The sequence below is a fragment of the Streptomyces sp. R33 genome, assembly GCF_041200175.1.
GTDB classification, from domain to species: domain Bacteria; phylum Actinomycetota; class Actinomycetes; order Streptomycetales; family Streptomycetaceae; genus Streptomyces; species Streptomyces katrae_B.
This window is the reverse complement of the sequence record NZ_CP165727.1, coordinates 8122775-8148997: the sequence shown is the minus strand read 5'-3', so window position 1 is coordinate 8148997 and position 26223 is coordinate 8122775. Positions and strand designations below refer to the sequence as shown.

At 71.4% G+C, this 26223-nt stretch carries 37 protein-coding genes; 9 read left to right on the top strand and 28 right to left on the bottom strand.

Annotation, left to right across the window (positions count from 1 at the left end; translation table 11 throughout):
* Positions 1-16: 16 nt before the first annotated feature.
* A complete protein-coding gene (locus tag AB5J51_RS37425) occupies positions 17-358 on the bottom strand; it encodes a hypothetical protein (RefSeq protein WP_346766460.1) in 342 nt (113 codons plus the stop codon).
* Between the two features lie 93 nt (positions 359-451).
* Between AB5J51_RS37425 and AB5J51_RS37420 the strand changes: the two genes are divergently transcribed.
* The gene (locus AB5J51_RS37420; protein WP_369779779.1) at positions 452-1426 is read left to right on the top strand and encodes a helix-turn-helix transcriptional regulator; all 975 of its coding nucleotides are present in this window, start codon (positions 452-454) and stop codon (positions 1424-1426) included.
* A 145-nt stretch (positions 1427-1571) separates the two neighbouring features.
* Here AB5J51_RS37420 and AB5J51_RS37415 read toward each other — a convergent pair whose 3' ends face one another.
* The 15 genes from AB5J51_RS37415 to AB5J51_RS37345 all read right to left on the bottom strand — a co-directional run bounded on the left by AB5J51_RS37415 (position 1572) and on the right by AB5J51_RS37345 (position 12683).
* Entirely contained in the window at positions 1572-3404 is a 1833-nt protein-coding gene (locus tag AB5J51_RS37415) for a glycoside hydrolase family 15 protein (RefSeq protein WP_369779778.1), read from the bottom strand.
* Positions 3405-3957: 553 nt separating this feature from the next.
* On the bottom strand, positions 3958-4338 hold the full coding sequence (locus AB5J51_RS37410; RefSeq protein WP_053786760.1) for a hypothetical protein: 381 nt from the start codon (positions 4336-4338) through the stop codon (positions 3958-3960).
* 36 nt (positions 4339-4374) lie between these two features.
* A complete protein-coding gene (locus tag AB5J51_RS37405) occupies positions 4375-4647 on the bottom strand; it encodes a gas vesicle protein K (protein WP_053786759.1) in 273 nt (90 codons plus the stop codon).
* Positions 4644-4829 carry a gas vesicle protein gene (locus AB5J51_RS37400; protein WP_030294959.1) on the bottom strand — a complete coding sequence of 62 codons (186 nt, stop codon included), beginning with the start codon at positions 4827-4829 and terminating at the stop codon, positions 4644-4646. The genes AB5J51_RS37405 and AB5J51_RS37400 overlap by 4 nt, the downstream gene beginning before the upstream one ends.
* On the bottom strand, positions 4826-5683 hold the full coding sequence (locus AB5J51_RS37395) for a GvpL/GvpF family gas vesicle protein (protein WP_133899277.1): 858 nt from the start codon (positions 5681-5683) through the stop codon (positions 4826-4828). Before AB5J51_RS37395 ends, AB5J51_RS37400 begins: the two co-directional genes overlap by 4 nt.
* Entirely contained in the window at positions 5680-6006 is a 327-nt protein-coding gene (locus tag AB5J51_RS37390; RefSeq protein ID WP_053786757.1) for a gas vesicle protein, read from the bottom strand. The genes AB5J51_RS37395 and AB5J51_RS37390 overlap by 4 nt, the downstream gene beginning before the upstream one ends.
* A complete protein-coding gene (locus AB5J51_RS37385) occupies positions 6003-6872 on the bottom strand; it encodes a cyclase (protein WP_369779777.1) in 870 nt (289 codons plus the stop codon). Before AB5J51_RS37385 ends, AB5J51_RS37390 begins: the two co-directional genes overlap by 4 nt.
* On the bottom strand, positions 6865-7389 hold the full coding sequence (locus AB5J51_RS37380) for a DNA primase (protein WP_369779776.1): 525 nt from the start codon (positions 7387-7389) through the stop codon (positions 6865-6867). The genes AB5J51_RS37385 and AB5J51_RS37380 overlap by 8 nt, the downstream gene beginning before the upstream one ends.
* The gene (locus AB5J51_RS37375) at positions 7386-7622 is read right to left on the bottom strand and encodes a gas vesicle protein GvpG (RefSeq protein ID WP_053786754.1); all 237 of its coding nucleotides are present in this window, start codon (positions 7620-7622) and stop codon (positions 7386-7388) included. Before AB5J51_RS37375 ends, AB5J51_RS37380 begins: the two co-directional genes overlap by 4 nt.
* Positions 7623-7630: 8 nt before the next feature.
* Positions 7631-8350, bottom strand: a complete 720-nt coding sequence (locus AB5J51_RS37370) for a GvpL/GvpF family gas vesicle protein (protein ID WP_369779775.1) — start codon at positions 8348-8350, stop codon at positions 7631-7633.
* The gene (locus AB5J51_RS37365) at positions 8347-8775 is read right to left on the bottom strand and encodes a gas vesicle structural protein GvpA (RefSeq protein WP_030294972.1); all 429 of its coding nucleotides are present in this window, start codon (positions 8773-8775) and stop codon (positions 8347-8349) included. Before AB5J51_RS37365 ends, AB5J51_RS37370 begins: the two co-directional genes overlap by 4 nt.
* A 37-nt stretch (positions 8776-8812) precedes the next feature.
* Positions 8813-9124, bottom strand: a complete 312-nt coding sequence (gene gvpO / locus AB5J51_RS37360) for a gas vesicle protein GvpO (RefSeq protein ID WP_133899273.1) — start codon at positions 9122-9124, stop codon at positions 8813-8815.
* A 208-nt stretch (positions 9125-9332) separates the two neighbouring features.
* Positions 9333-9956 (bottom strand): pyridoxamine 5'-phosphate oxidase family protein, encoded by a 624-nt coding sequence (locus AB5J51_RS37355; protein ID WP_369779774.1) that lies wholly within the window; start codon positions 9954-9956, stop codon positions 9333-9335.
* 34 nt (positions 9957-9990) lie between these two features.
* Entirely contained in the window at positions 9991-11214 is a 1224-nt protein-coding gene (locus AB5J51_RS37350; RefSeq protein WP_369779773.1) for a globin domain-containing protein, read from the bottom strand.
* Between the two features lie 410 nt (positions 11215-11624).
* Positions 11625-12683 (bottom strand): YihY/virulence factor BrkB family protein, encoded by a 1059-nt coding sequence (locus AB5J51_RS37345; protein ID WP_136224030.1) that lies wholly within the window; start codon positions 12681-12683, stop codon positions 11625-11627.
* 249 nt (positions 12684-12932) lie between these two features.
* Between AB5J51_RS37345 and AB5J51_RS37340 the strand changes: the two genes are divergently transcribed.
* Both AB5J51_RS37340 and AB5J51_RS37335 read left to right on the top strand, forming a co-directional pair.
* On the top strand, positions 12933-13064 hold the full coding sequence (locus AB5J51_RS37340) for a hypothetical protein (protein WP_267887486.1): 132 nt from the start codon (positions 12933-12935) through the stop codon (positions 13062-13064).
* A gap of 135 nt (positions 13065-13199) precedes the next feature.
* Positions 13200-13964, top strand: a complete 765-nt coding sequence (locus AB5J51_RS37335; RefSeq protein ID WP_369779772.1) for a cyclopropane-fatty-acyl-phospholipid synthase family protein — start codon at positions 13200-13202, stop codon at positions 13962-13964.
* A gap of 130 nt (positions 13965-14094) precedes the next feature.
* Here AB5J51_RS37335 and AB5J51_RS37330 read toward each other — a convergent pair whose 3' ends face one another.
* Together AB5J51_RS37330 and AB5J51_RS37325 are read right to left on the bottom strand one after the other, a co-directional pair.
* Positions 14095-14613 carry a hypothetical protein gene (locus tag AB5J51_RS37330; protein ID WP_133899268.1) on the bottom strand — a complete coding sequence of 173 codons (519 nt, stop codon included), beginning with the start codon at positions 14611-14613 and terminating at the stop codon, positions 14095-14097.
* 149 nt (positions 14614-14762) lie between these two features.
* On the bottom strand, positions 14763-15077 hold the full coding sequence (locus AB5J51_RS37325) for a hypothetical protein (RefSeq protein WP_136224028.1): 315 nt from the start codon (positions 15075-15077) through the stop codon (positions 14763-14765).
* 196 nt (positions 15078-15273) lie between these two features.
* Here AB5J51_RS37325 and AB5J51_RS37320 point away from each other — a divergent pair, with 196 nt between their 5' ends.
* Together AB5J51_RS37320 and ppk2 are read left to right on the top strand one after the other, a co-directional pair.
* Positions 15274-15516, top strand: a complete 243-nt coding sequence (locus AB5J51_RS37320) for a hypothetical protein (protein WP_369779771.1) — start codon at positions 15274-15276, stop codon at positions 15514-15516.
* Positions 15517-15574: 58 nt separating this feature from the next.
* Positions 15575-16615, top strand: coding sequence for a polyphosphate kinase 2 (gene ppk2, locus AB5J51_RS37315; RefSeq protein WP_369779770.1), 1041 nt, complete (start codon positions 15575-15577; stop codon positions 16613-16615).
* A gap of 137 nt (positions 16616-16752) precedes the next feature.
* Here the strand turns inward: ppk2 and AB5J51_RS37310 are convergent, their stop codons facing one another.
* Together AB5J51_RS37310 and AB5J51_RS37305 are read right to left on the bottom strand one after the other, a co-directional pair.
* Positions 16753-18021 (bottom strand): cytochrome P450, encoded by a 1269-nt coding sequence (locus tag AB5J51_RS37310; protein ID WP_369779769.1) that lies wholly within the window; start codon positions 18019-18021, stop codon positions 16753-16755.
* Positions 18022-18228: 207 nt separating this feature from the next.
* Positions 18229-18474, bottom strand: a complete 246-nt coding sequence (locus AB5J51_RS37305) for a DUF6480 family protein (protein ID WP_133899266.1) — start codon at positions 18472-18474, stop codon at positions 18229-18231.
* Between the two features lie 369 nt (positions 18475-18843).
* On the opposite strand from AB5J51_RS37305, the gene AB5J51_RS37300 reads away from it, so the two are divergent.
* Complete coding sequence (locus AB5J51_RS37300) at positions 18844-19110, top strand: protealysin inhibitor emfourin (RefSeq protein ID WP_053786744.1); 267 nt, start codon at positions 18844-18846, stop codon at positions 19108-19110.
* A gap of 119 nt (positions 19111-19229) precedes the next feature.
* Here the strand turns inward: AB5J51_RS37300 and AB5J51_RS37295 are convergent, their stop codons facing one another.
* The 7 genes from AB5J51_RS37295 to AB5J51_RS37265 all read right to left on the bottom strand — a co-directional run bounded on the left by AB5J51_RS37295 (position 19230) and on the right by AB5J51_RS37265 (position 22833).
* Positions 19230-19463 carry a DUF5133 domain-containing protein gene (locus AB5J51_RS37295; RefSeq protein WP_053786743.1) on the bottom strand — a complete coding sequence of 78 codons (234 nt, stop codon included), beginning with the start codon at positions 19461-19463 and terminating at the stop codon, positions 19230-19232.
* Positions 19464-19629: 166 nt separating this feature from the next.
* Positions 19630-19896, bottom strand: coding sequence for a DUF4235 domain-containing protein (locus AB5J51_RS37290; RefSeq protein ID WP_136224026.1), 267 nt, complete (start codon positions 19894-19896; stop codon positions 19630-19632).
* Between the two features lie 96 nt (positions 19897-19992).
* Positions 19993-20187, bottom strand: a complete 195-nt coding sequence (locus AB5J51_RS37285; RefSeq protein ID WP_078987337.1) for a hypothetical protein — start codon at positions 20185-20187, stop codon at positions 19993-19995.
* A gap of 53 nt (positions 20188-20240) precedes the next feature.
* Positions 20241-20609, bottom strand: coding sequence for a PRC-barrel domain-containing protein (locus tag AB5J51_RS37280; protein WP_053786741.1), 369 nt, complete (start codon positions 20607-20609; stop codon positions 20241-20243).
* Between the two features lie 250 nt (positions 20610-20859).
* Positions 20860-21885: an iron-containing redox enzyme family protein gene (locus AB5J51_RS37275; RefSeq protein ID WP_053786740.1), complete on the bottom strand. Its 1026-nt coding sequence runs from the start codon at positions 21883-21885 to the stop codon at positions 20860-20862.
* Positions 21882-22160 (bottom strand): CDGSH iron-sulfur domain-containing protein, encoded by a 279-nt coding sequence (locus AB5J51_RS37270; protein ID WP_369779768.1) that lies wholly within the window; start codon positions 22158-22160, stop codon positions 21882-21884. The genes AB5J51_RS37275 and AB5J51_RS37270 overlap by 4 nt, the downstream gene beginning before the upstream one ends.
* Positions 22144-22833, bottom strand: a complete 690-nt coding sequence (locus AB5J51_RS37265; protein WP_136224025.1) for a HemK2/MTQ2 family protein methyltransferase — start codon at positions 22831-22833, stop codon at positions 22144-22146. Before AB5J51_RS37265 ends, AB5J51_RS37270 begins: the two co-directional genes overlap by 17 nt.
* A gap of 361 nt (positions 22834-23194) precedes the next feature.
* Here AB5J51_RS37265 and AB5J51_RS37260 point away from each other — a divergent pair, with 361 nt between their 5' ends.
* Positions 23195-23602 (top strand): STAS domain-containing protein, encoded by a 408-nt coding sequence (locus AB5J51_RS37260; protein ID WP_369779767.1) that lies wholly within the window; start codon positions 23195-23197, stop codon positions 23600-23602.
* A gap of 518 nt (positions 23603-24120) precedes the next feature.
* Here the strand turns inward: AB5J51_RS37260 and AB5J51_RS37255 are convergent.
* The gene (locus AB5J51_RS37255) at positions 24121-24549 is read right to left on the bottom strand and encodes an RICIN domain-containing protein (RefSeq protein WP_369779766.1); all 429 of its coding nucleotides are present in this window, start codon (positions 24547-24549) and stop codon (positions 24121-24123) included.
* Positions 24550-24783: 234 nt separating this feature from the next.
* Between AB5J51_RS37255 and AB5J51_RS37250 the strand changes: the two genes are divergently transcribed.
* Together AB5J51_RS37250 and AB5J51_RS37245 are read left to right on the top strand one after the other, a co-directional pair.
* Positions 24784-25116: a hypothetical protein gene (locus tag AB5J51_RS37250; protein ID WP_053786735.1), complete on the top strand. Its 333-nt coding sequence runs from the start codon at positions 24784-24786 to the stop codon at positions 25114-25116.
* A 609-nt stretch (positions 25117-25725) separates the two neighbouring features.
* Complete coding sequence (locus tag AB5J51_RS37245) at positions 25726-26043, top strand: isoamylase early set domain-containing protein (RefSeq protein ID WP_240805253.1); 318 nt, start codon at positions 25726-25728, stop codon at positions 26041-26043.
* The last annotated feature ends 180 nt before the right edge of the window (positions 26044-26223 follow it).

Here is a 26223-nt window from a genome sequence, read left to right as displayed (position 1 = left end):
GCGGAGTTGACGCGAATCAGCGCTTGAGCGTGCCGGTGAAGTCACCGGAGAGCCCGGCGCCCCAGTCGGACCGCCGAGGCGACCTTGGTGCGTGGCAGGGCGCGCTGGATCTGCTCGCCGAGGCTGTCGGTGTCGCACGGTCGGAGGCGGCCGCGGCGTCACCGAAGGTGTGCCTTTCGATGCCGGGGTGATCGGCGAGGAAGTGCTTGAAGGGCTCGATGCCCATCATGTCGGGCTCGGTGCGGGCCAGCGTGGCCTGCGGGTCGCGGGTGCCGACGAGTACCTGGTGACCGAGCTCGGCGAGCCGCGCGATATGGGGGCGGGCGCCGCCACCGGTACCGAGAACAGCGATCTTCATGGGGAAATCTCCTGATTTGCTCCGTTGGACGTTTCCACCGTGGGGGATATTTCAGGACAGAACCTGTCCTTTGACACGGGCATCATGGAGCTCATGACGAGCGACACGACCGCACGCGTGCTGCGACTCCTGTCCCTGCTGCAGACCCGGCGGGAATGGTCGGGGGCCGACCTCGCCGAACGCTTGGACGTGACCGTACGCACCGTGCGCCGCGACATCGACCGCCTGCGCGAGCTCGGCTACCCCGTCGACAGTGCCCGCGGACACGCCGGCGGCTACCGCCTCACCTCCGGCTCCGACCTGCCGCCGCTCCTCCTCGACGACGAGGAAGCGATCGCCGTCGCCGTCGCCCTGCGCACCGCCGCCGGCGGCCTGACCGGTATCGAGGAGAGTGCCCTGCGTGCCCTGGCCAAGCTCGAACAGGTCCTGCCGCGACGCCTGCGCGGCCAGGTCACCGCCCTGCAGGACAACCTCGCCGGCATCACCTGGGAGGAACCGGGGCCGCGCGCCGACCCCGCCCTGCTGGCCACCCTCGCCGTCACCTGCCGCGACCACGAGATCATCACCTTCGACTACACCACCCGGCAGAACACCGCCACCCGGCGCCGCGCCGAGCCGTGCCACCTGGTCGCCTCCGGCGGCCTGTGGTATCTACTCGCCCACGACACCGACAAGGACGACTGGCGCCTCTTCCGCCTCGACCGCATCAGCGACGCCCTACCCACCGGCCGGCGCGTTGCGCCCCGACCCGTACCCGGTGACGATCCCGCCGCGTTCGTCGCGAGCCGGCTGTCCGCCGCCCCCACCCGTCACCGCGCCGTCGCGACCGTCCAAGCCCCCGCCGACCACGTCCGTGCCCGCATCCGGGGCCTGGCCACCCGTCTGACCCCCATCGACGAACACACTTGCCGCCTCGACGCCTCTGACGACCACCTGCCCCGCATCGCCCAGACCCTGGCAGGCCTCGACACCGACTACACCCTCGACGCCGACCCGGACGTCATCCGGCACCTCCGCGACACCACCCACCGCACCGTGGACGCCATCGCGGGACTGCCGGAGCGGTAGACGTTCACCCGGCGTGTTGGGAGCCGGTGGAACTCCACGATCACGGCGACCGGATCGGGTTCCTCGCCGGAATCGACCTCATCCTCACCGGAAGCACCGACCGTTCGTCCTGAACCGGACCCGGCGGCCGGGTCGGCCCCGGGACTCAGCCGAGGGCGCGGTCGAGGTTGAAGGCAGCGCTGATCAGCGAGAGGTGGGTGAACGCCTGGGGGAAGTTGCCGAGTTGTTCTCCGCTCCGGCCGATCTCCTCGGCGTAGAGGCCGACGTGGTTGGCGTAGGTGAGCATCTTCTCGAAGGCCAGCCGGGCCTCCTCCAGGCGTCCGGCGCGCGTGAGCGCCTCGACGTACCAGAAGGAGCAGATCGAGAACGTGCCCTCGGAGCCCCGCAGGCCGTCCGGGCTGGCCTCGGGGTCGTAGCGGTAGACCAGCGAGTCGGAGACCAGATCCGCGGTGAGCGCATCCAGGGTCGAGAGCCACTTCGGGTCGGTGGGCGAGATGAACTTCGCCATCGGCATCATCAGCACCGAGGCATCGAGTACGTCGTCCCCCAGCCCTTGGACGAACGCTCCGCGCTCGGCCGACCAGCCCCGTCGCATGATCTGGCGGTAGATCGCGTCCCGGCTCTGCTGCCAGCGCGGAAGATCGGCCGGCAGGCCGCGCCGGTTGGCCATCCGTATGGCCCGTTCGATCGCCACCCAGCACATCAGCCTCGAGTAGACGAAGTTCTTCCGGCCGCCCCGGGTCTCCCAGATGCCCTCGTCGGGCTGGTCCCAGTGGTCGCAGAGCCAGTCCACCACTGCGCCGACCTCGTCCCAGTGATCACTGCTGATGGGCTGGCCCCACTTGTCGTACAGGTAGACCGAATCGATCAGCGCGCCGTAGATGTCCAGCTGGAGCTGCTTGGTGGCGGCGTTCCCCACCCGCACCGGAGCGGACCCCAGGTGTCCTTCGAGGTGAGACAGCTCGGATTCGGGCAGGTCAGTACGCCCGTCGATGCCGTACATGATCTGCAGCGGACCAGTGGGACCGACGCCCCTCATGATGCCGCGGTCGGACAGGAAGCCCATGAATGCCTCGGCCTCCGTCGTGAAGCCCAGGCGGAGCATGGCATAGGTGGCGAAGGCGGCGTCGCGGACCCACACGTACCGGTAGTCCCAGTTGCGCTCACCGCCGACCCGTTCGGGCAGGCTGGTCGTCGGCGCGGCCACGATCGCACCGGTCGGCGCATAGGTGAGCAGCTTGAGCGCCAGAGCGGAGCGGTGCACCATCTCCCGCCACCGGCCGCGGTAGCGCGAGCGGCCCAGCCAGTGGCTCCAGAACCTGACCGTCGCCTCGAACTGCTCCTCCGCCTCGGCATGCGGACAGGCCCGCGGGCGGAGGTCGTCGCTGATCTGATCGAGGGCGAACACCACGGACTCGCCTTCGAGGAGCTTGAAGTGCGACCACACGTCCGTGCCGTCGCTTTCGAGCGGAGCGGTGGAGGTCAGCGCCAGTGAGATCGACGGGGACTCGAAGACAGCCTCGTGGGCCTGCACGCGTACGGTGTGCGCTTCGGTGCCGTAGCCGAAGCGAGGGGCTATCCGTGCCGTGAACGGGAGGGCGCCCCGCACGCATATCACCCGCCGGATCAGCCGGTGCCGGGACGCCTCGCGCGACTCGTCGACGACCGGCATGAAGTCCTGGATCTCCGCCACCCCGTCGGCGGCGTAGAACCGCGTGATCAGGACGTTGGTGTCGGGGAAGTAGAACTGCCGTGTCCGCACGGGCACGTCGGCGGCCAGCTCCCACGATCCGCCCTTGTCGGCGTCGAGGATGGACGCGAAGACGCTCGGTGCGTCGAAGCGCGGGCAGCAGTACCAGTCGATGGTGCCGTTGGTCCCGACGAGCGCGACGGTGCGAAGGTCACCGATCAGGCCGTGCTCGGAAATCGGCAGATAGCGTGCGCCGTCCACTCCCCCGAATCCGTTCCCGAACTCCATGCCGGCCTCCCAACGGTCTCGCCGTGAGCAGGTGCGGAAATCAAGAAGACCTTGCCTTTCATGGTAAGACGCCCCTGGATTCCGGCGCGGCGATCCGGAGGGTAGTGGCGAACGATGCTTGCACCCGGTGTGCCGCTCCGCACGAGTACGAGCGGAACACCGCCAGGGGGTGTCTGCAGCTAGCCGGGAGCCGTGAAGCCGAGCGCGAGATCCGCCTCGCCGAAGCCGACGCCGCCACGCGTGCCCTGTCACACCCACACACCACAATCGGTGACAGAAATAGTGCGAACTGTGACCGCGGTGTCAGCGTGCAGGAGGCCCGGCGCCGGCCGGGAAGGCGCCCGGGGCAAGAGCCCCCGAGGAGCTCACGCCCACGCACGCACGACCCGGCCGGGGGTGATGGGATGTCTCAGCGAGGACGTCGGGCGGCGCCGGAACGGTGGCCGAACACCGCCGTCATGGGGTACGGCCCTCTCGGGCAGGGGAGGCAGGGAAGTGGTGGCGGACCTTGCCCGCCGGGGCCGGGCGGGCCGGGCCGCCCGGCCCGGGCGGGTCAGAGACGACCGCCCGTCAGCCGGGAGAGCGGGCCCCGCTGCCGCCGGCCGGCCCGTCGGCCGACCGCGTACGAGGCGGCCACGAGGGTGGCCGTCCCGGTGGCCGCGCCGGCGGCGACGGCCTTGCGGGCACGCACGACGCTCCACAGCAGACCGACGCGGCCGACGGTGCCCCGCAGTGCCTGGGCCGCGACACGGGTCTTCTCCGCGAGCGGGGCGGGCAGCACCGTCAGCGTGCCCGCCGCTGTGTCCCCGGCGTCGGTGGCGGCCTTCGCTCCGGCCTGCGCGGCCTGGGTGGCACGCTGCCTGGTGGTGGCCCCGTTCGAGCGGGAACTGCCGGAAGGGGCCTTGGAGTTGGTGGACTTCTCGGATGCAGTCATGTTCCGCGTCTGGCCGCATCCGCCCCCGCTAAACCTCTACAGAAGCCTGCCGATCGGCCCGAGATCGAGGTTGAGGTCCTCCGGGGTGAGCCCGAACCGGCTGCGCAGCAGCCCCATGCGGTCCTCCAGGAGCATGAGGGTCAGGCCGAGCCGCTCCTCCTGCTCCTCGCTGAGGTCGCCGCACTCCACGCGCCGCAGGGCCTGCCGTTCCATCAGCTGCCGCAGCAGCTCGATGACGGTCAGGACCAGGCGGGCCAGGTCGCGTTCGACGGTGTCGGGGTCGAGTTCGACCCGCTGGGACCGGCTCATGGCGCCACCTGCTTCCAGGGGGAGGGTACGGCGTCGTTGACGGAACTGATCAGGGCTTTGAGGTCGATGCGTACGAGGTCCACGTCCGCGATGCGCAGGGTGATGTCGCCGGCCAGGACGACGCCCCCCGCCAGCAGCCGATCGAGCAGGTCGACGAGGGCGACCTCCTGCTGCCCCGTCATGAGGCGGGCGTCCCGCACCGGTCGCCCGCCGTGAAGGAGTAGGGCACCCAGGGGCCGGTGACCTCCAGGCGCAGCCCCGGGGGCAGCGCCTGCGCGGAGGCGACGGCGTCGATGAAGTCCTGGCGGGCGTGCACGGGGACGAGGTAGGCGGCATTGAGGACGTTGCGTCCGGCCACCCCGGACACCAGGGGCTGCTGGGGCGGGTGCAGCACCGCTGCGGAGGCGTGACCGCAGAGCGTCCGGTGGACGTCTTCGCAGGTGCGCGCGGCCTGTTCGTCCGCGGTCTCCCGCGTGCGGCGGTCCTTCAGCCGGCGGCGCAGGTAGTCGCGCCCCGCCGAACCGCCCTCCGGTCCTGTGGCCTGCGGGCCTCCGGGGGCGTACGTGGGCGCCGGCGCCGGATCCGGCGGCGGAGCGCCCGAATCGGCATGGACCTTGACCCCCCACTCCTGCGCCCCGGCGATGCGCGCGAGTGTGGCGGTGAGCTGCGGGTGGGCCTCCTCCAACAGGCGGCGTACGCTCTCCTCGCCGCGGCAGAGCGTCGCCAGCTGCAGCGGCACCGTCGTGGTGCGCTCACCGACGGCGGCCACCACGCTGTGGTGTGCGCGGGCCAGCGCGGACAGCCGGTCGATGTCCTCCAGTTGGGCGCGCAGCGGCTCCTCGTCGAAGAGGCGCGCGTCGACCGGCTCGACCACGGCCGCGAGCTGTGCGTGCTCCACCAGTCGCAGGCCGCCGCCCAGGGGCGGTGGGAAGTCGGGAAGGGCGTCGCGCGCCGATGCCTCGACGACCGTGTAGACGTACAGCAGGGTGCCGTCGCGGTGGCCGTCCTGGGGGGTCGTGTCGTCGTCGTGGTTCATGACCGCTCCGTCTGCTCCTGCCTGGTTTCCAGCTCGGCGATGCGGCGGCGCAACTGTTCGTTCTCGCGGCCGATTTCGGTGCGGCGGGCCGTGGAGGAGAGGGCCGGGTCCTGCTCCCACCAGTCGATGCCCATCTCCTTGGCCCGGTCGACCGAGGCCACCACCAGCCGCAGCTTGATCGTCAGCAGCTCGATGTCGAGCAGGTTGATGCGGATGTCACCGGCGATGACCACGCCCTTGTCCAGGACGCGTTCGAGGATGTCGGCGAGGTTGGCGCTGCTGTTGTCCTCGTAGGGGCGTGACAGCCCTGAAGGCATGGTCATGTCCGCCGCCGGCCTTCGTCGTCCTCGTCCTCTTCCTCGTCCGCAGGGAGGTCGTCCAGCGGGAAGTCGTCCACGTCCTCTTCCTCGTAGGCCTCGTCGTACGTGTCGTAGGTGTCGTCGGTGTCAGGCTCACCGAAGCCCTCGGGCTGCCCGGACTCCTCCGCGCCGTCGTCGGCGAGCTCGTCGCGCGGGCCCTCGGGGGCTTCCTCCTCCAGGGCCAGGAAGCGGGCGTAGTCCCGCAGGTCCCGCCGGACGCGGCGGTGCCGGGCCCCGCACGCCGTGCCTACCCGCTCCCGCAGCCCGTGCGGGTGGTACTCGACGGTCACCAGGATGCGGGTGAGGTCGGTGGCGAGTTCGTGGAAGGTCACCGCGCCGCGGACGGCTGCCCCGTCGCCCTCGGAGGTCCAGGCGATCCGTACGTCGGGGACCTCCTCGGTGGCACCCTGCACGAACCGGAGCACACCGCGGTGGTGGGTCCACTCGTCGTAGGCGTCCTTGACGGGCACTCCCACGTCGACGGACGCGAGGACGACCGTGGGAGGGCGCCTGCCGGAGGCACCGGAGCGGACCCGCTCGCGCAGCGCCCGCAGGCCCCGGTCCCTCAGCCGCGAGGCGGCCACCTCGAACGCGGCCCTGACCGGGCTGCGACCGCGCACGATCCTGCGCGCACCGTCGAGGGCGACGGCCTTCAACCCCGGGCTGTTGCCCTCGGCCACGTCCTTCAGCACCACGACGGACCGGCCCAGGGCCCTGCCGGTCCCGTCCAGCATCCGCTGGGCCTGGGCCGCCAGGTAGCCCTCCCACTCTTCTTTGAGCCGGTCCGCAGCGGGGCTTTCGCCGAGCCTGGCCGGCACGCCCTCAGCCATCGCCGCCGGCCTCCGCCTTGCGGCCGCCGGTGCGCTTGGCCGTGCGCGCCCTTCCCGCAGAGCCGCCCGCGGACCGGCTCGTGGACCTGCCGTTGGACCCGCTGGGGGACGAGGACGTGGACGTGGCCTTGGACGTGGCCCTGGACGTGGCCCTGGCCGCGGGCTTGCCGTCCCGCTCCGCGGAGCCGGCCCGCCCGCTCGAGGTCAGCCGCTCCTGCACGCCGAGCGTACGCGCGTGCAGCCGGTCGGCCACCGCCTCGAGCTGCCGGTCCACCAGTGCTCCGAAGGCCGCCGACCCCACCCCGGCCAGGTCCTCGCGCAGTTGCTCGCGGAGGTCCTTGAGCCCGGGGTGGTCGCCCAGCCGGTCGCCGAGGTAGGAACCCACGGCCGCGGCATCGGGCGTGAGCCGTCTGCCCATGACCAGCGCCCCCAGTCCTAGGGCGAGCTTGGCCTTCCTGGTGCGGCCGAGCACGTAGCCCGCGCCCACGGCCAGCCCGATCGCCATCCGGTTGTTCATCGCGGTCGCACCCTGCTTTCCAGTCGGTCCAGGAGCTCGTCCTCCCGGCGGTCGAACTCGGCCTCATCCATCTCGCCCGCCTCGAACGCGGCGACGAGCTGCGCCAGTTCCCGCTGGACGACGGCCGGGTCGTAGTACTGCCGCTCAGCCTCCGCCACGACCTGCCGCAGCACCCATGCGGTTCCGCGGACCGGAGCGGCCGGCAGCAGCAGTATTTCCGTGAGCAGCCCCATCGCCGCGCTCAGTTCGCGTCGGCGAAGCTGTACGCGGGCAGGGGGCCGGTGATCTGCACCTGCAGGTGCTCGTGCTGCTCGGCCAGCGCCCGGACCACCTCGAGGAACTCCTCCCGCCGCTCCCGTTCGACCAGGAACGACAGGTTCGCCAGCCAGCCGCCGCTCTCCGGTCCGCGGCGCAGCGAGGCCGCCAGCGGGGCGAGGGCGGACTCGATCAGCAGTGCGTCCGCCATCTCGCGTTCCTTCACCGCCTTGGCCATCAGCTCGCCGAACTCCAGGCGCTGGTCGTAACTCCCGCCTCCCGCCGCGCGGTTGGCCTGTTGCCGGGCCGCCAGTTCGGGATGCGTGGACAGCACCTCGTACAGGACCGCCTGTTCGTCGTGGGTGGCCTTCACGTTGTACTCGTCCTTGCCCTCGAGGGCTTCGAGCCGCTCGAGGTAGCTGATCTCGTGCTCGCCGAGGATGGCGGCGACCGTCTCGTCGTCGGGAGAGACCCCGCCGAAACGCAGCGGCAGAACGGGCCCGCCGGCCCCCGCCTGGATGACGACGCGCTGGTGCGCCAGCAGGTCGCGCCGCTTGGCCTTCAGTTCGGCCGGTGCATCGCTGACCAGGGCCAGCACGCGTCCGCTGCGTACGGTCCGGACCGGCAGGGCCGGCTCGCCTATGCCCACCAGTTGCTCGGGCAGCGGCTGGGAGGCGCGGGTGATTCCGTAGACGTAGGTGCTCATTCCTTCTCCTCCCGTCGGGTGGTGGTGCGCCGGCGCGGACGGCTCTCGGTCTTCTCCTCGGCCTCGTCGCGGGCCTGGTGGAACGCGTCGGAGACGGCCTGCGCGGCTCCGCTGAGCGCGCCCTTGGACTTGCCGCGGGCTCCGGACTCGGTGATCTCGCCGACCAGATCGGGGAGGCCGGGGCTCTTGCGCGGACCGGCTTCCAGGTCCAGGCGGTTGCAGGCCTCGGCGAACTTCAGGTAGGTGTCCACGCTGGCCACGACGACCCGGATGTCGATCTTCAGGATCTCGATGCCGACCAGGGAGACCCGCACGAACGCGTCGATCACCAGACCGCGGTCGAGGACGAGTTCCAGGACGTCGTACAGACCGCTGGAACCACCCCCGGAGGCGGTCGGCGCGGACTGGGCAGGGACGACAGTCATTGTTCCGGTTCCCTCTCGTGTGGGAGGCGGACGGGGGTCACCCTCGGTCCGCACGCCCCCGTTCGTAGCGGCGGGTACGCCGGTAGCCGAGCAGTTCGCCGGCCGGGTCGAGCTCGACGTCGTACGACGCCAGCAGGCTCGTCGTGTCGGGGATCCGGGAGAGTTCGAGGACCTCGACCGACAGCTGCCAGGCGCCGTCCTCGGCGCGCTCGCAGGAGCTGACGGACTCGACGGGCAGGCGCAGCAGTTCCGACAGTTGGCCGATCGCCGCACCGATGGCGCGGGCGGCCGACAGCGGCCGTTCCTTTTCCGCCTCGTTCGGTGTTCCGTGGTGGGACGTGTCAGTCATGACTTCCTCCTGCTGCGTATGGCCGGACCTCGCATCGTCAAACCCCTTCGGTCGCAACCGAATCGAATACGCGTCTCCGCACGCCTCTTCCGGTACCACTCCGACGTGCCACCCAAAGCCCTTCGGCCGGAGGCCCGCTGGGAGCCCGGAACGCGGCGGGGCCGTGCCCGCTGAGCGCGGCACGGCCCCGACCGGGATCGGGATCCCGTCACGTCACGCTGGGACTGGGGACGGGCTCCGCCGGCCGCCGGGTGAAGTACTCGGTGTCCTTGGGGCGCTCGGCGTCATGGCTGCCAGGCCGCGGGGTCGGCTCCATGTGCGGTATGTACTTGGAGCAGTGGATGTAGGCCTCCTCGACGGAGAGGTGGACCCACAGGTGCGGTGTGCGGCCCGGTGCGATGTCCTGGGGCAGGTCCGGGTGGGTGCGGCGCAGGTCGCCGTCGCGGTAGAGGCGCGCCACGCCATTGACGTGCAGTCCCACGTGGTGGTGCGTGAAGTCGACGAAGAGCATGCCCAGATGGGGGTTCTCGAGCATGTTGCCGGCGCTGGCGAGCACGCCGTTGCCCCGGTACTCGGGGTAGGCGAGGGTCCCCTCGTCGATCACGTGCACGAACCCCGGAGGTCCTGCCCGGAAACTCGCGTCGCATTCCCCGTGGGAGTCGGCGGTGGCCAGGAACACCATGGCCTGGCGGCCGATGAAGTCGCGCATCTCCTGGGTGAGATGGGGGCGTACCTGCTGGTCGTAGAAGCGTGCGGCGCGGTCGGCGGTTCCCAGGTGCTGCTGAAGGCGGTGTTCACCGGCTGATCCGAAGGAGGGCGGCGGCAAGGTCACGGGGGGTCTCCTGGCGGGGCGGACGGGGAGCGGCTCAGCGCGCGGACAGGACGGGCGTCTCGAAGGGGTCGTGGTGGATGTGGTCGGGCAGCGTGCCGTGGAGGGTGAGCGTCTCTCCGGCGGAGGCGACCATGGAAGCGGGGCCGCTGAGGAAGCAGTCGTGCTGGTACCAGGGCCCGTACTCGGCGAGGACCTGGGGCAGGGATCCGCGGATGCCGGGGATGTGTTCGTGGGAGACCGCGCCGCGCAGGGTCAGCCAGTGATGGCGCTGGGCCATCCGGAGCATGTCGTCGACCCCGTACAGCTCCGCTCCGGTGCGGGCGCCGAGGAACAGGTCCACCTGGTGGCGGCCGCCCCGGCGGGCGACCTCCTCGATCAGCGCCCGGATCGGCGCGAGGCCGGTGCCGCCGGCCACGCACAGCAGGTCCCGGTGGGTGGCGGCGTCGAGCACCATGTCACCCATCGGCGGCCCGAGCCGGAGGACGTCACCGACCACGGCCCGGTGGACGAGGGCCTCGCTGACCGTGCCGCCGGGGACGGCACGCACGTGGAAGGTGAGGGTGCCGTCCTCACGCGGTGCGTTGGCGGCGGAGTAGTAGCGCCACTGCTTCGGCCACCACGGGGTCTCCAGGCTGACGTACTGTCCGGCGACGTACTCGTAGGGCAGGTGCGGGCGTACGGTGATTTCGGCGATGCCGTGTCCCCGCGAGAGCCGGTGCACCACCGTGGCGGGCCAGGTGGCGGGCCGCACCGCCGCGTCCTGCTCCGCCGCGCTCATCATGACCTGGGCCACCGCTCCGTACGCCTTCGTCCAGATCGCGGCGATCTCCGCGTTCCAGGCAGGGCCGGCGAAGCGGGCCAGGGAGGCGAGCAGGCATTCGCCCACCGCCGGGAAGTGCGCCGCGAGGGTGCCGAACTTGCGGTGGTCGCGGCCGAGGTGCCCGCAGAACCGCACCAGGCCCTCGGGGTCGTCGACGAGGTCCACGATGCGCAGCAGCGCGCGCAGCAGGCGGCCGCGCTGGGCGTCCATCCCGGGCGGGAACAGGGGGCGGACCTCGGGGTGGCGGGTGAACAGGATGGCGTAGAAGTAGACCGCCATGTCCGCCGCGAGGGGCTCCACCACGGCGACGGAAGCCCTGATGAGGGATATCTCCCTGTCGGACAGGAGTGCTTGGGCGGCGGGCGGCGCGGCCGGGTCCGGTATCGGCTGACTTTCCTCCTCGGGACGGGGCGCGTACGGGCTGCTGGGACGGCTCATCCGGAACCTCAAGGGGTCAGTGCTCCCCCCTCACTGCTGTCGATGGGTTCTGCCGGGTGTGGGGAGGCCTGGCCCGTTCCAGGGGGTGCCACCCCCCGGGTATGTGGAGGGCGGAGGCGAATCCTTCACCGAATCCACGCGTCCCGGGAGGGGAGGGAGAGCCGAACAGTGCAAGCATGGTGCCTCATTTGGGGTCGATGACTGAAAAAGTGGACGGAATGCTTCCGGTTGTCTGGTGATCCTCAAGGAGGAAGCCCGAACGGGGAAGGGTCGTATCCGCCAGATCTCCCGCGGACGGCTTGTTGCTTCCCCAGAACCCCGCAGTCGATATCCCGTCACCGGGCAACGCCCCGTCCCCCTACCGGTCCCCGCCCCTGCCCCGGGAACGGGAGCGCGCGGGCCGGGCGCGGTCACCGGGCACGCCGTTTCTCCTCCTCGCTCCACTCCCGGGTGTCGCGCGGCTCCACGTAGGGCTCGTCCTCCGCGGGAAGTCCGCCGACGATGGCGCGCTCGCGGCTCATCTCGGCGTCGAACTCCAGGCCGAGGAGAATGGCGAGATTGGTGATCCACAGCCAGATCAGGAAGACGATGACGCCGGCCAGGGTGCCGTACGTCTTGTTGTACGAGCCGAAGTTGGCCACGTACAGCGCGAATCCGGCAGAGGCGGCCATCCAGATCACCAGCGCGAGGAAACTGCCCGGCGTGACCCAGCGGAAGCCGCGCCCCTTGGCGTTCGGCGCGGCCCAGTACAGCACCGCGATCATGATGGTGACCAGGAGCACCAGCACGGGCCATTTCGCGATCGACCACACGGTGACCGCGGTTTCGCCGAGCCCCAGAGCGTCCCCCGCGCGGCGGGCGAGGCTGCCGGTGAACACCACGATCAGGGCGCTTGCCGTCGCCATGACCATCAGCCCGACGGTGAGCACCAGCTGCAGGGGCAGCACCTTCCACACGGGCCGTCCCTCCGGCATGTCGTAGACCGCGTTGGAAGACCGGATGAACGCGCCGATGTACCCGGAGGCGGACCACACCGCGGTGATCAGGCCCACGACCGCCAGGATGGACCCGGTCCCCGTACTGCCCTGGAGCTGGCGGACCGCGTCGAAGACGATGTCGCGTGCGGCGCCGGGGGTCAGCCGCTGGAGGTTGTCCAGGACGGAATGGGTGGCCGACTCCCCGGCGACTCCGAGCAGGGAGACCAGGACCAGGAGGGCGGGGAACAGCGACAGCACGCTGTAGTAGGTCAGCGCCGCAGCACGGTCGGCCAGCTCGTCGTCCTGGAACTCCTTGAACGTGCGTTTCAGCACGGCCGACCAGGACTTCTTGGGGAGTTCCGTGGGCTCGTCGGGTGCGTTGCGCTCCACTTCGGGGCCCGGGCCGAGGCGCGGACCGGGGTCCTCCCCGGGTCCGGGCCGGCGGCCGTGCCGTCGCTTGTCCCTGTCGGCGGGAGCCGGGGTGTCCTTCATGTCAGGCGACTGTCCTGTTCCGTCCGGCGCAAACATGCCCGTCCGGGACGGGCGAGGTCCGTACGCCCACAGCCGCTCCGCGATCCCGCTCCCGGCCGCACCCGGTCCCGCCGGATCACGAACGCCCGGTCGGTCTGAAGAGGGACACCAGAGGAGTCCGTTCTTGATGACAATCCGTCGGAATCCGGACCGTTCTGGGGCGACTAGGCTGGCGCGTCAACATGGCTTCGAATGCGAGGAGTTGGCCCTATGAGCAACGTCGTGACGATCGGTTCCAGAGCGAGCAAGCTGGCCAGGACGCAGGTCACGGAGTGGCTGACGCCTCTGGTACTCCTTGCGCAGGGCGCAGCCGGCATTCTCGCCCGGATCAGGAACCCCTGAGCGTCCGGGCGATCTCCCCCCGGACCAAGAACGCCCTCGTCCAGGAGTCGCAGACTCAACCAGCAGCCACGGCACACCCCGTAGTACGCACGATAAGGATTTGCATCCAGCCGGGCCACGGGCTTGAGTTCGGCCGTGACTGCTCTGAATGACCTTGTGCGTCCCGACCGTTACCCGCGTTCATCCCTTTACGACCCGGCCTGGCTCGTCCGCCTCGACATGGGCCCGAACCCGTTGTGGCTGCTGGAGGACCTGGCCCGGGACCTCGATCTGCGCCCCGGGATGCGGGTCCTCGACCTCGGCTCCGGCAAGGGCGCCACGTCCGTCTTCCTCGCCCGGGAGTTCGGCGTGGATGTCGTCGCCGCCGACTGGTGGATACCCGCGGAGGACGCGGCCGCCGTCTTCGCCGAGGCGGGCGTGGCCGGCCGAGTGTCCGCGGTGCGGGCGGAGGCGCACGCCCTGCCGTTCGAGCCGGAGAGCTTCGACGCGATCGTGAGCATCGACGCGTTCGAGTACTTCGGCACCGCCGACGGATACCTGCCCTACCTGACCCGCTTCCTCCACCCCGGCGGCCAGCTGGGTATTGCGACCCCCGCCATGACCCGTGAGGTCCGCGACCTCGGCGCGATCCCGCCCCACATCAAGCGCGTGGTCGGCTGGGAGGCGATCGCCTGGCACACGGCGCAATGGTGGCGCTTCCAGTGGGAGATCACCGAACTGGTGGACGTCACCTCCGCGCGGCTCCAGGAGGACGCCTGGCGGGACTGGCTGCTGTGGGCGCGGGCGTGCGCCGAACTCCAGCCGGACGGCGAGAGGACCAATCGGCTGGTGATCGACATGCTCGTCGAGGACGGCGGGGAACACCTCTCCTTCGCCCTGGTGACCGCCCGCAAGCGGTGAGCGGGCGGCAGCCGCCGGCCGGGCGACGCGCCAAGGATCGGGAGCCCGTTCCAGGGACGCGACGAGCGTGCGCAAGCCAGATGGGGCCCATCACCCCGTAGGCCACCGTCCGCCGGGCCACACGCAGGGTTCACACCGGATTCTCGGAGCGGGAGCATCCGTACCTGTTGGTCATGTCGTACTCGTGGCCGACCAGGATGCGTGCCCCGCAGGCGGCGCAGACCGCGGGCGTCACCGGGTTCACCCGCAGGACGTAGGCGTTCTCCAGGGCCAGGACGGCGTCCACGGACTCCTTGCCGTGCTCCTTGATGCCCTGTCCGATGAACTCGAAGGCGCCGTACTGGGCCCCGCACTCGCAGTCGATGCGGTTGGAGTGGGCGGGCCCGATGTCCCTGACCCCCAGCTCCGAGGTGATCCTCTCCCGCTCCTCGCGCGACACGGGCTCCATGCCCCGGTCCTTGACCCGTCTCGGGCTCCAGTACCACGCCTTGAACGCCTCGGCCTGTCCGTGGGAGAGGTAGAACGTCACCGATCTGCCGGCCTTCAACGCGTCCTGCACGGCCGCCACGACCGCGCTGTCGTCCCCCGACATCACGATCCTTCCGTCGCGGACCAGGGCATCGATCTCGGCGAGCGAACCGCTCTTCATGGGCGTCCTTCCGGTGGTCTCCGTCGGATCCGACCGTTCGATGCTCACCCGTGACCGCGCCCTCGGCCAGCGGGGGCGGGCGACCGGGGCGTCCGCGTCCGCCACCGCATGAGCGGTCGGCCCGGGACCGCTGCGGGCAGCCGGCCGGGTCACTCGGATTCGCTCGCAAGTTGCAGGGCGAGCTCCTGCAGGATCTCCTGCGCAGACGTCCCCGACTCCGTCTGGTCGAATGCATCGGCGACCGCCTCGAAGGCCAGCACGAAACCGCTGATCAGGGCACTGAGGGGCCCGGACAGCTGATCCAGCATGGCGAAACCGATCTCGGCTGCATCAGCTTCGGCAGGCACGAGGAACTCCGCCGGCGTGACCTCGCCGAGCAGCGAGGAGACGTAGTCCGTTCCGATACCGGTGCGCACACCCGTGAGGGCCGCGATGGCCTTGAGTTTGATCTCGTTCCCGGTCATCTCGCGAGCGTACGGCGGAGCTCCCCGGGAGGACGGTTGACGTGCCGCGAACCCCGATCGGGAGGTCCCGGCGCGGCCCCGCGGACGTCTCGAGGGTGCGTGGCGGGGTAGGCGTACGGCAGAACCGCGGTCGGCACGGGGACCGGGCTGCGCGAGCCCCGGAGCTCGACGAGTGGGTAAAGAGGGAGGTGCGCCCATGGGTGGCGCAGGCGAGAACGACTACGGGACGGTACGGCGGCCTCGGATGCAGCACGAAGGGGGCACCGCGGACGAGCACGGGCGAACCCCGGGGGTCCCCTCACGCACGGGCACCGGGGCACAGCCGCCGGCAGATGCGGAGCGGGTGGCCAGGGCCAACGAACCCAGGACCAGGACCGTCCGTGGACTCAAGCGGGACGAGATCGACCAGTCGGACGAGGAACGCGACTGGCCGCAGTAGCGACTCAGCCGCACCACCGCTCGGAGCATCAAAGCCGTGGGCCGGGTACACGCAGGACATGAACGAGGAACAGCGCGGCTCGCAGCCCGAGGAGGTGCTGCTCGCTGGTCTGAGCGTGGACGCGACCCGGCCGGAGCAGCCGGTGTTGCTGGACGGATCCGGAGCGCCGATCCGGACCTGGCTCGAGAACTACCCCTACGACCGGAAAGTCCGGCGGGCGGAGTACGAACGGACGAAGCGGATACTGCAGATCGAACTGCTGAAGCTGCAGCGCTGGGTCAAGGACACCGGGGCCCGCGTGGTGGTGATCTGCGAGGGCAGGGACGCGGCGGGCAAAGGCGGCACCATCCAGCGGTTCACGGAACGGCTCAACCCCCGTGGCGCACGCATCGTGGCCCTGGACAAGCCGACCGAGCGGGAAGCCGGCCAGTGGTACTTCCAGCGCTACATCGCGCACCTGCCCGATCGCGGGGAGATCGTCTTCTTCGACCGTTCCTGGTACAACCGCGCCGGCGTGGAGAAGGTCATGGGGTTCTGCACCGAGGCCGAGTACCAGCGCTTCCTCCGCCAGTGTCCGGCCTTCGAAGCGATGCTCGTCGAGGACGGCATCCTGCTGATCAAGTTCTGGTTCTCGGTCTCCCGCGCCGAACAGCGCACGCGCTTCGCGATCCGCCAGGTCGACCCCGTACGCCAGTGGAAGCTCTCGTCCACCGATGTGGCGTCCCTGGACCGTTGGGACGCCTACACCACCGCCAAGATCGAGATGTTCCGCGCCACCGACACCGTCCATGCACCCTGGACCGTGGTCAAGAGCAACGACAAGCGGCGCGGGCGGCTGGAGGCCATGCGCAGCCTGCTGTGGCGCCTGGACTACGCCAGCAAGGACGAGGCGGCCGTCGGCCGGCCCGACCCCCTGATCGTCGGCGCCGCCGACACCCTCCTCGAAACGGGCGAGGAACCCGCAGACCTCTCCCCCACACCCCTGGGAGGGCCGCCCACCGGCCCCGGGCTCCACCCGGGCACGCGGATGCCCCACGCCGGGATGCGTGCGGCTGATCGCCATGCGGACCGGCAAGGGTGGACTCGGGATTCCGACTGACCGCTGCAGGCACGCTCGAGAAGGCGGTGTGCCGGTGGATCGGACGGCCGCTGCGACCTCGAGCCGACGCGCTGCGGCGTTCGTGGTTTTCCCCCCGGGCGGCCAGTCGGCCCACTCGCGGCCAGTCGGCCCACTCGCTAACCCAATACACCGGAGCGGGCTGCGGTGAGGACGAATCCGCTGCGCGGGCGGGTGGGGACCCGGGACAGTGGAATCGACAGGTCCTGTTCGGGGACGTCGAAGTCGAGTGCGGCGAGTTCCGCTGCGAACGTGGCCAGCACGGCGACGGTGATGTCCTCGCCGGGGCAGCGGTGACCTCGAGCGGGGTCCCCGCCGCCTTGCGGGATGAGCTCGTCGGCACCGGGTTCTCGTCCGGCGAAGCGCTGCGGGTCGAAGCGGTACGGGGCGTCCCACCGTTCGGGGTCGTGGTTGTGCCCGTACAGGTCGAGCAGGACCAGGGTGTCCTTCGCGATGGCCTCGCCCTGCCAGGTCAGGTCGGTCGCGGCCAGGCCGCCGACGAACGGGGCGAAGGGATAGAAGCGCCGCACCTCGTGGGCGAACGCGCGCGCGTACTGCCCTTCGGTGTCCTTGCGGAGCAGCTCCCGGTGAGCCGGCCAGCGGTGCAGGGCGTGCGCGGCGAAGGCGGCGAACCAGGCGATGGCGACGGTGGGCCGGATGATGTTGAGCAGTTCGACGGCTGCCGTGTGCGGGTCGAGCAGCCGGCCGTCGGCGTCACGGTGCCAGGTCACGGTCTCGAACGCGGTGCCGCTGTCGCCCGCCGGCTCCTCGCCCTCGCGGGCGGCGCGGACCAGGGCGGCGAGGGCCTCCTCCTGGCGTGCGCGGGCGGCGCGGGCGCGCCAGTGCCGGGCTCCGAGGGTGGCGAAGCCGTCGACCATGGCCGTGCAGTCCTCGGCCATCTGCCGGGTGTCCCCGTCGGAGAGCCCGAGGCCCGTCCACGTACAGACGGAGCGGGCCAGGATGCGCGCGGTCTCGTCGAACAGCACGACGCGTCGGCCACCGTCCCAGTCGGTGACCGCCTCGGACCAGTGAAGGGCCACGTGCTCGGCCAGCGCGGCCACTCCCGCTCCGTCCTTGAGGAGCGCGAGGAACATCGCCTTGCGGGCGCGGTGGGCATCGCCGTCCAGGGTGTGCACGGCACCTTGCCCGAAGAGTGTGTCGAGCACGGGGTCGGGAAGGGCGGAGGCCCGCCGGATGTGCCGCTCGTCGTAGAAGAAGCCGATGGCCGCCGGCCCGCGCAGCGCGATCGCCGGCCGGCCGAGCAGCCTGGTCCGGACCGGCCCGCCGCGGGCGGCACGCATCCGGTCGGGCAGCCAGGCGTAGCCGCGGGCCAGGAGAGGCAGGGTGCTGTCGGTCCAGGGGGCGAGGGGCGTCTTGAGGGGGGACATATCCGTCGGCTACCCCTCAGGTCCGCCCGTACACCGGGCACCCGGCCGACCAGCCCGTTCGGCGGACACCCGCACGGCGCCGATGAAGCGGGAGCCGAGCGGACTGCCGTCGAGGTCCGCGGCCAGTGGACCAGGGGAGACGGGCCGTCGTGGCCGGGCTGGACCTCACCGAACCACCGGCCGCTGGGGACGTGACCGACTGCCGACTCAGGTCATCAGGGTGATGGCGTACGTGAGGAAGAACAGGGCGACCACCAGGGCCACAAAGCAGATCGCCAGGAGGGGCGCCATGGCCCAGCCGCGTGAGAGGGGCCTGTACGGACCTGCCCCCGAGCCGGTGCTCGACTCCCCGGGCGGGGTCTCGCCCGGCGGGACGCCGGCCCTGCTCCCTCGGGCACCGGGCGGGGTCCACAGACGCGGTTCAGGCCCGGAAGCCGGGTGCGATGCGGACATGGCGTGCACCTCCTCGAAGCCGCTTTGCCTGTTCGAGGGCATCGGGGCCCACCCGGCGCACGGGCACAAGCACGGCTATCCGCCGCCTACCCCCGGCCCGCCCGCTCACTCCTCGCGGGACCCCCGTCCGCCAGTGAGCGCGAGCACGGCGTCCGCGAGCCCGCCGCCGCCCTCCCAGGCAGGGGGCAGGGCGTGCGCCCGGACCCGGCGGGCCGGGCGCAGCGACTTTCGGACATCTCGCTCCGATGCCGTACGCGGAGGCACATGTGGGGCTTTCGGGGGCAGGCGAGAGGGTGCCCATCCCGTGCGCCGCCTGACCCGGCCGGCCCGGCCGGTCGGACGCGGCGCTCGACTCAAGGAGGTTTCACGATGCTGATCACCGTCACCCGTACCGGCGGGTTCGCGGGCAGGGAACGGACCGCTTCCCTCGACACGGAGTACCGGAGCGACGGCGCCGAGCTGGAGCAGCTGGCCGAGCGAGCCCTGAGCGGTGAGTGCCCCGCGGACCGGGAGCCCGTGCCGGACGGGTTCAGCTACGTCGTCCACGTCGACGGCAAGCTGGTGGAGTTACGGGATCCGTACCTCACCGAGGAACAGCGGCAGCTGATCGCCACCGTTCTGGGCGAAGGCGCCTGACCGTCCCTCCCGCCCGGCCGCGCCTCCCCGCGTAACGGCCCGACGGGGTCCCGTACCGGGCCCGGGTGGGCCCGGTACGGGACCGCCGGTGCCGGTGCCGTCCGGGTCGGGGCGGGCCTTCAGGCCACCACCTCCGGGCCGTCCGCGACAGTGAGCCAGGCGGTGCCCATCCGTTTCCGGGCCGAGGCCAGCGCGGCCTCGATGTCGCGTGTCCCGGTCGACACGCACAGCGTGTAGACCACGTCCTCCAACCGCTGCCGCAGCGGTTCCCGACGGCCTCCGGCCTGCTGCTGCGACACCACCTCGTACTCCTCCACCAGACGCGCCAGCACTGCAGGGTGAGCCATCAGCACGATCTCGCTCCTTCACACGTCGCCTTCACCGGGACCGGCCGGAACGCCGCCCGCGCCTCAAGTGCCCCCGGCCGGGCGTCCCATGCGCCCCACGCGTCGTACTGGCCGATAGTGTGCGGTGGTTGTTGCGGTGCGCAGCCGCTGCTGCGGGGCAGGCGCCGGCGGTTCAGGCCGGCCAGGTGCCCGAGACGCGCCGTACGGCAACGGCCCCGGACCTCTGGACGGCTGCCTTGACCAGAGCGAAGATCGCGCCCTGAATTGCGGCGGCGATCAGTATCTCGCGCCACTGCCGATCCTCGTCCGTGGCGTTCGGGGCGTCGTCCTCGTGCCCGGCGAGTTTCCAGACCTCTTTGAAGATCGCCCCGGCCAGCAGGCCGGCGCCGGCTCCGAGAGCCAACCCGACCGGCTTGTAGGCGACTTTCGATGCCTTCATGGCAAGCCTCCTCTTTCCGTCACTCCGCAGCCCGACGCGGCCCCCCGAGGCCTGACCGTCGAGGAGCCGCCCTGCGGGGGCCTGTTGCTGCCGGGGTCAGTCCCCGGAACGGGCCCGCTTGCCCGCCCGGCGTTGGGCATCGGGACTCGGTGTCAGCGCGTCTCCTGCCTCACGGTCGTGACCGCCCGGCATGACTGCCTCTTCGGCCTCCTTGCGGGCTTCGCGGTCACCGCTCTCCCCCGGCGCCTTCGAGGGCGGGGTCGTCGGCCTGTGCTTCTTGTGCTCAGTCACCGTGCATGCTCCTAGCGTCGCGGACGGTGGCGTCGCCACAACGGCGCGCCGGATCAGATGAGGCGGCCACCGAACGGCCCGCCGATGCCGTAGTACGTGCCGACTTCCGCGCGGTAGGCCTCGTCCTGCAGGTGCTTGTCGCGGTGGAACTCGGGCGCGTTCTTGATCTGTTCCTTCGTCCGGTCGACGTAGATCGTCTCGTCGTCCACGTCGATGCGGGATACGGTGCCGGCCGGGAGGAGGACCTCCTTGCCGAAGATCCACGGACCGGTGTCCACCACGATGTACGCGGAGCCGGCCTCGTCGGAGTGCTTGTCCACCTTGCCGATACCGCCGTCGACGGCCTCGACCTTGAATCCCGTCAGGTCGACGCCCTGCAGACGGCCCGAGGTCTCGCGGTAGCCCCACACGTTCTCCGTCATGAAAATGCCCTCCATGGTGGTTGGGTCGGCCTCTCGTCACAGCGCGCCTGCCCCTCGCCTGCGGTCTCACACCCGGTGATCCGGATTCCATGGATCAGCCGGACGCTTGCGGAGATGACGCCTCGGCGTCTGGGGTGGCGGCCCGGGAGGCGAGCAGGCGCAGCCCTTCGCCGAGGCGGACCGCGTGGGGGACCTTTCGCCGCCGCGCTGCGCTGCGGACTTGCCTTGGGTGGAGCTGCTGCCCGGCCCCTCACTCTCGGGGCAGCGGCGTACGCAGTGCGCTGTCCCCCCGGTCCCAGGCCGCACGGATGTGGTGTGCGAGGCGGTCCTCCAGCAAGACCGTCGCCGCGCATCCGAAGGCGATGTCGCACTCCAGGTCCGGCTCGTCGGCGAGGAGCCCGCCGATGACCTCATGGCGTACGACCTGTTCGTGGACGGCGTCGGCTTCGACGTGCTCGGCGTAGAAGTGCTCGGCCGCCGCTCCGGCCCCGCATCGCCGCATGGCCTTGGCCAGGCGCCTCGACCCCGGCGAGGAGGTGACCTCGACGCACGCGAAGTGGCCGACGAGGGCGCCCCGCAGGGCCCGGTGGAGTCCGAACAGGGACATCAGGTTCACGGTCGCGAGCAGGGGCGCCGGGGCGTGGTCCAGGTAGCGGCCGTACGTCGGGTCCAGTCCGAGGTCGGCCATCAGGTCCGCGAAGAGCTGCGCGTGGATCCGGTCGGCGTGGCCTGCGCCGAACTCGTCGTACTCGATGGCGACCATGGCCGCCTTGGCCCTGCCGGTGAGCCGGGGGATCACCCAGGCGTGCGGGTCCGCCTCCTTGAGGTGGTAAAGGGACCGCAGGGCCGCGTACTCGCGCAGCTGCCAGAGTTCGCCGGCTGTTTCGAGGTGGTGGCTGAGGCTGCCGGAGAGGTCGAGGGGCTCGACGAGCAAGGGGGCGAAGGCCTCCTCCACCGATCGGGGAGCGTGGGACAGCTCGGAGCGCAGGGCGTGCAGGAAGCGGGCTTCCAGCGCTTGACGCAGCCGCAGCAGGTCCGGGTCCCATTCGCGTGCGTCGTCCACCCCGTCGAAGCCCCGGTAGTGCGGTTCGTAGAGGAGGTAGAGGGCGAGCTGGAGGTCTTCGCCCCATGGGGCGGCCTTCAGGACGGCCCCGGGGGTGTATTGCGGAGGCACGCCGGACCGCAGGGCCCGCAGCACGGCATCGGACAGCTCGCCCCGTCCCTCGGCCAGGCGGGGGCGGACGGCGGTCGTCGGGCCCGGGCGGGGCGGTGTCATGACGGGTTCCTGTCTTCGGGAGGGGCAGCGGCTCGCTCGCGTCGCCGGTGGCTGGTGTCGCACCAGGGGTAGGCGCGGCTTCGTCGGCAGGTGCAGACGGCGACCATGAACCGGTCGGACCGGACGAGCGTGCCGTCGTCGAGGACGATCTCCACCGGACCTTCGATCAGGACCGGACCCTGCGGCTCCGCGGAAACCCTGCGCGCGGGCGCGGGCGCGGGCGCGGTCGCCGGCACGGCGGCCCGGCCCGGTGTGGTGTCAGGGGTACCAGGCACGGATGATCACCAGCTCCTCCTGTTCGTCGGTGCCGGCCGCCAGGCCCTGCTGCTCCAGCCAGGCCCGCCGCGACCGCAGGACGGGCCCCCAGGGCACGGAGGCCCTGGCGGTGACCTCCGCGGCCAGCCGCGCCGCGGCCAGGCGGTCGATGGTCTCCTGAGCCCCGCACATCCCGGAGTGCACCATGAGCAGGACGCCGCCGGGGCGCAGCAGTGCCGGGGCCCGCGCGCAGATCCGGTCGATGACCCCGCGCCCGTCGGGACCTGCGTCCCAGGCTCTCTCCGGCCCCCGCGAGGGCAGCCGGGCACTCGGGGCGGGGACGTACGGCGGATTGGCCACGACCAGGTCGTAGCGACACCCTGCGGTGCGGGCCGCGAAGTCGCCGTGCAGGACGCGCAGAGGAACCCGTCTGCGCAGCGCGTTCAGGCGAGCCGTCACGATGGCGGGCCAGGCGACGTCGACCGCCGTGACCCTGGCTCCCCTGCCGGCCGCGTGCAGGGCCAGTGCCCCGGTGCCCGTACCGATCTCCAGTACGTCTTTGCGGGGCCCGAGGTCCTCTCGGGTCAGTGCCTCGGCGAGGAGCAGGGTGTCCGCCTGGGGCCGGTAGACACCCGGCAGGGCGATGAGAGCCGTGGAGAGTGCCTCCCCCGGGGTGAAAGCCGTGCTGGTCAACGCGTTCCTCCGGGTCGTATGGGGCCGCGTGGGCGGGAGCGGCCATTGGTCGGCACGGCTCGCCTGCCCGCTGCGGAGCGTCTCATCCGGAATTCGGCGATCTTTGGGGAATCTCTGCTCTCCGGTCGACGCGCCCGTCCTGGAACCTCGGCTTCCCGGGCAGGACGGCCCCCCGTGACCCCCCGGAGCCGCTGCACGACGTCGCTGACAACGCCCGGTCGGCGAACTCGTCGCCTCCTCGGGTGCAACCCCAAAATTCGGACGGGAGCCGGAAACTCAGCGCGCCTTGTACCACCCCCGGGGCTCGCCGGGCCAGGATGGGGCCCCGCAGGCCCGAAGCCTTCGGTGACGGGAGAAAAAGTTGATCAACGTAGACGTCCAGTACTGCGGCAGCTCGGTCTTGGTCAGTGCCGACGGGGAACTCAATGAGGACGCGGGCGAGGTACTCCAGCACACGCTCGACCACGTCACCGCCGACGAGCGCGACCTGCTGCTGGACCTGCACGGAGTCCCGGCCATGGACGCCGACGGCCTCTTCCACCTCTTGAACCTGCACCGGCGCGCCGAGCGCCTGGGCCTGAGGGTCCTGGTCACCGGCTGGCAGCCCCAGCCCCAGCAGCGCATGGCCGAGGTGGCCGGCATCCCGGGGGCCCGCGCGGCCACCGGAGAACGGTACGCGCTCGCCAGCTTCCGCCGGCTCCTCGAGGAGCGGGCGCAGCGCGCACGAGACCAAGCCGACTTCGCCTCCGGCTGGCTGCCCCGGGCCTAGCCGCGGCCGGGCGCGGACGTCTTCCCGTCGTGAGGCTCGTGGCCATCTGCCGTTCCGGCGACGGGCTCGGGGCTGTGTCGGGGTGGTCAGCCTGCGCCGCTGCGCCCGCTCCCTGCGCCTCGCGTCCACCTCTGCGCAACTGCCGGGTCGCCCTTCTTTGCGAGGCTCGGCGCCGTTCGGCCACAGCAGGGTCTGCCGATGCGGCCACGGAGGCGCCCACGCCACGCGGGCCGGAAACGCGTGACGACGTCGCGGACGGGGGCGGAGTGCAAACCGTCGGCGACCGCGTGGGTGTAGATCTCCATGTCGGTGGCCGCCCCGGCCGCGGGCCATGCGCGCTGCCTCGCCGGGGGGAAGGCCCCCAGCGTCCCGTCCACGCCAAGACGGCGCGGCCTGGCCACCCGCTACGCGGCGCGGTCGGGGGGCCACGGGGCCGTCCGGCCATGCCGAACAGGAACAGGGGCTCGCCGCGGTACACGGGTACCCGTCCCGCTGATGGTGGGCGCCGGCCCGGTCCGTCAGCGGGGCGTGAGGCGCCACTGCTGCTCGGGCCGGCCTGCGCACGGCGACTGGACCACCGGCGCCGTCTGCTCCGTGCCCGCGCGGGCGACGCTCAGGCACAGCCCGCTGTTGTCGTTGACGACGAGGTACAGCGCGCGGCCCGAGGCGTCCCGGGCCGCCTCCGGCGCGACGCGCCAAAGGTGATCTGGGTCCTCCCCGCAGGGGAACTGGTTGACGGTGACACCGGCGGCCTTGTTCGCAGCGGGTACGGCCACGCACAGTCCGCTGTTGTCGTTGGCCACGCGGTAGAGCGGCCCGGCGGGGCCCCGGCCCCAGGGCTCGATCCGCCAGTAGTGGTCGGGGTGGTTCCCGCAGCCGAACTGGTTCAGGTCGACGACCTCGGTGCTCGCGCCGGGAAGCCCGGCACCCCTGGGCGGGTCAACCATACGAAGGGCTCACCACATCCCGCAGGACAACGTAGGGACGCCCTTTTCGACGAGCAGACCGCCCTGGTCGACACCGAACTCGCCACCCTCAAGCGCATCCTTGAAACCGATGCCTGAGCCTGGCCCCACATCCCCACTGCACCCCTCGCACCTCACAGCCGTGACGTGTCGGACGACCCGAAATCGACCGTGCCCTATCGGCCGTTCCACATCCCGCAGCACGGGGACTGAGACATGGTGAACCAGGAGGCGTACCGCCGAGAGCTGGACTATCTGAGCCAGTACGCACACGACGACTGGGTCGGCTTCTCTGTCGTCAGCGGAGCCGTGGGGAGTTTGCTCGGACGGGGCGCCACGTTCGAGGAACAGCTGGCGTTGCTCCTGCGGATCGTCGCCGATCTGTACGACGCCGGGGCGCGACCGGGAGACCTGACGGAGTCGGAGCAGGACCCCTTCCTGCCGTGGAATGCGGACAAGGCCGGGGCTTTGGCGCGCATCGCGGCAGAGGTCGACGCGCATTCCCAGTTGCCCGACTCCGGTGACATCTGCTGGTTCGCGGTGCCGTGAGGCCTGTCCCGGTGTCCGCGCTCCCCTGTCGGGCCCGGCGCGGGTGATGGAGCTTCGCCGAGGGGACCCCTGCCGGCTGGCAGGGGTCCCCTCGCTCGGTCAGGTGCTGTCCAGAGCGCCTGGGGCACCTGCCCTCGTCCGCACACTCCTGTCGGCACGGCCTGATCATGAGCGTAGCGAGCCCACCGACGGCAATCGGCCGAATCCGAAATCGTCCCGACCGGCAGCGCGTACCGGCCCCGATGCTGTATGACGCCCTGCATGCCGCGCTCACCCAGCCGGCGGGAACATGGGCAGATCAGTTTCCGCGGCCCCGCGGCCACAGGTTCCGCGCCTGCTGGGCGGCGTGCGGCACGCGTCCCCCGAACGGCCTACGCACCACCGCTCCGCGCGGGCGGTGCGGGCTGGTCCGTGTCACGGTGACAGGGCGACGAGAGGTCCATGCACGCGGGGCCCGGCCGGTCGAGGAAGCCCCGGCCGGGCCCCGCAACGGACCGAGGTCCCACTCCCCGGCCGGCCCGCATGACCCGTCGTCGGCGGGGACCGGACAGATGACCGAGTCCAGACCACCGGCACGTCCCACCGCGGCCGGCCGCCGCAGACGCAAGGATGCCCGCACCCACCCCCGACGACCCACGGCTGGAGACCACCGTGCTGGAACGCAAGCAGCTCAAAGGCCGAACCCAAGTCACCTTCGTCCTGCCGGAAGACAACCCAGAGGGGCCGGTCAGCGTCGTCGGGGACTTCAACCACTGGAATCCCGCCGCCCACCCGCTCGAACCCCGGGGCGACGGCACCCGCACCGCCCGAGTCGCCCTGCCCACCCACAGCACGCACTCCTTCCGCTACCTCGCGGCCGGCGACTACTGGTTCAACGACGAACAAGCCGACAGCGACGACGGCACCAACAGCCACATCCACACCTGACCCACCCCCGGGGCAGTGATCCGGGGCTCCGCCTACCGCGCCCGGCTCGAGGCGGACCAGCACCGCGCCCAGGACGCCTCGCGACCCCACGTGGCGGATGGTTGGTCACCCGGCACCTCGGAACCGCCCTTGCAGTCCTGTCGAGCTGGGGCCCCGAGGCCGGCGGGCAGCGGTGCCCGG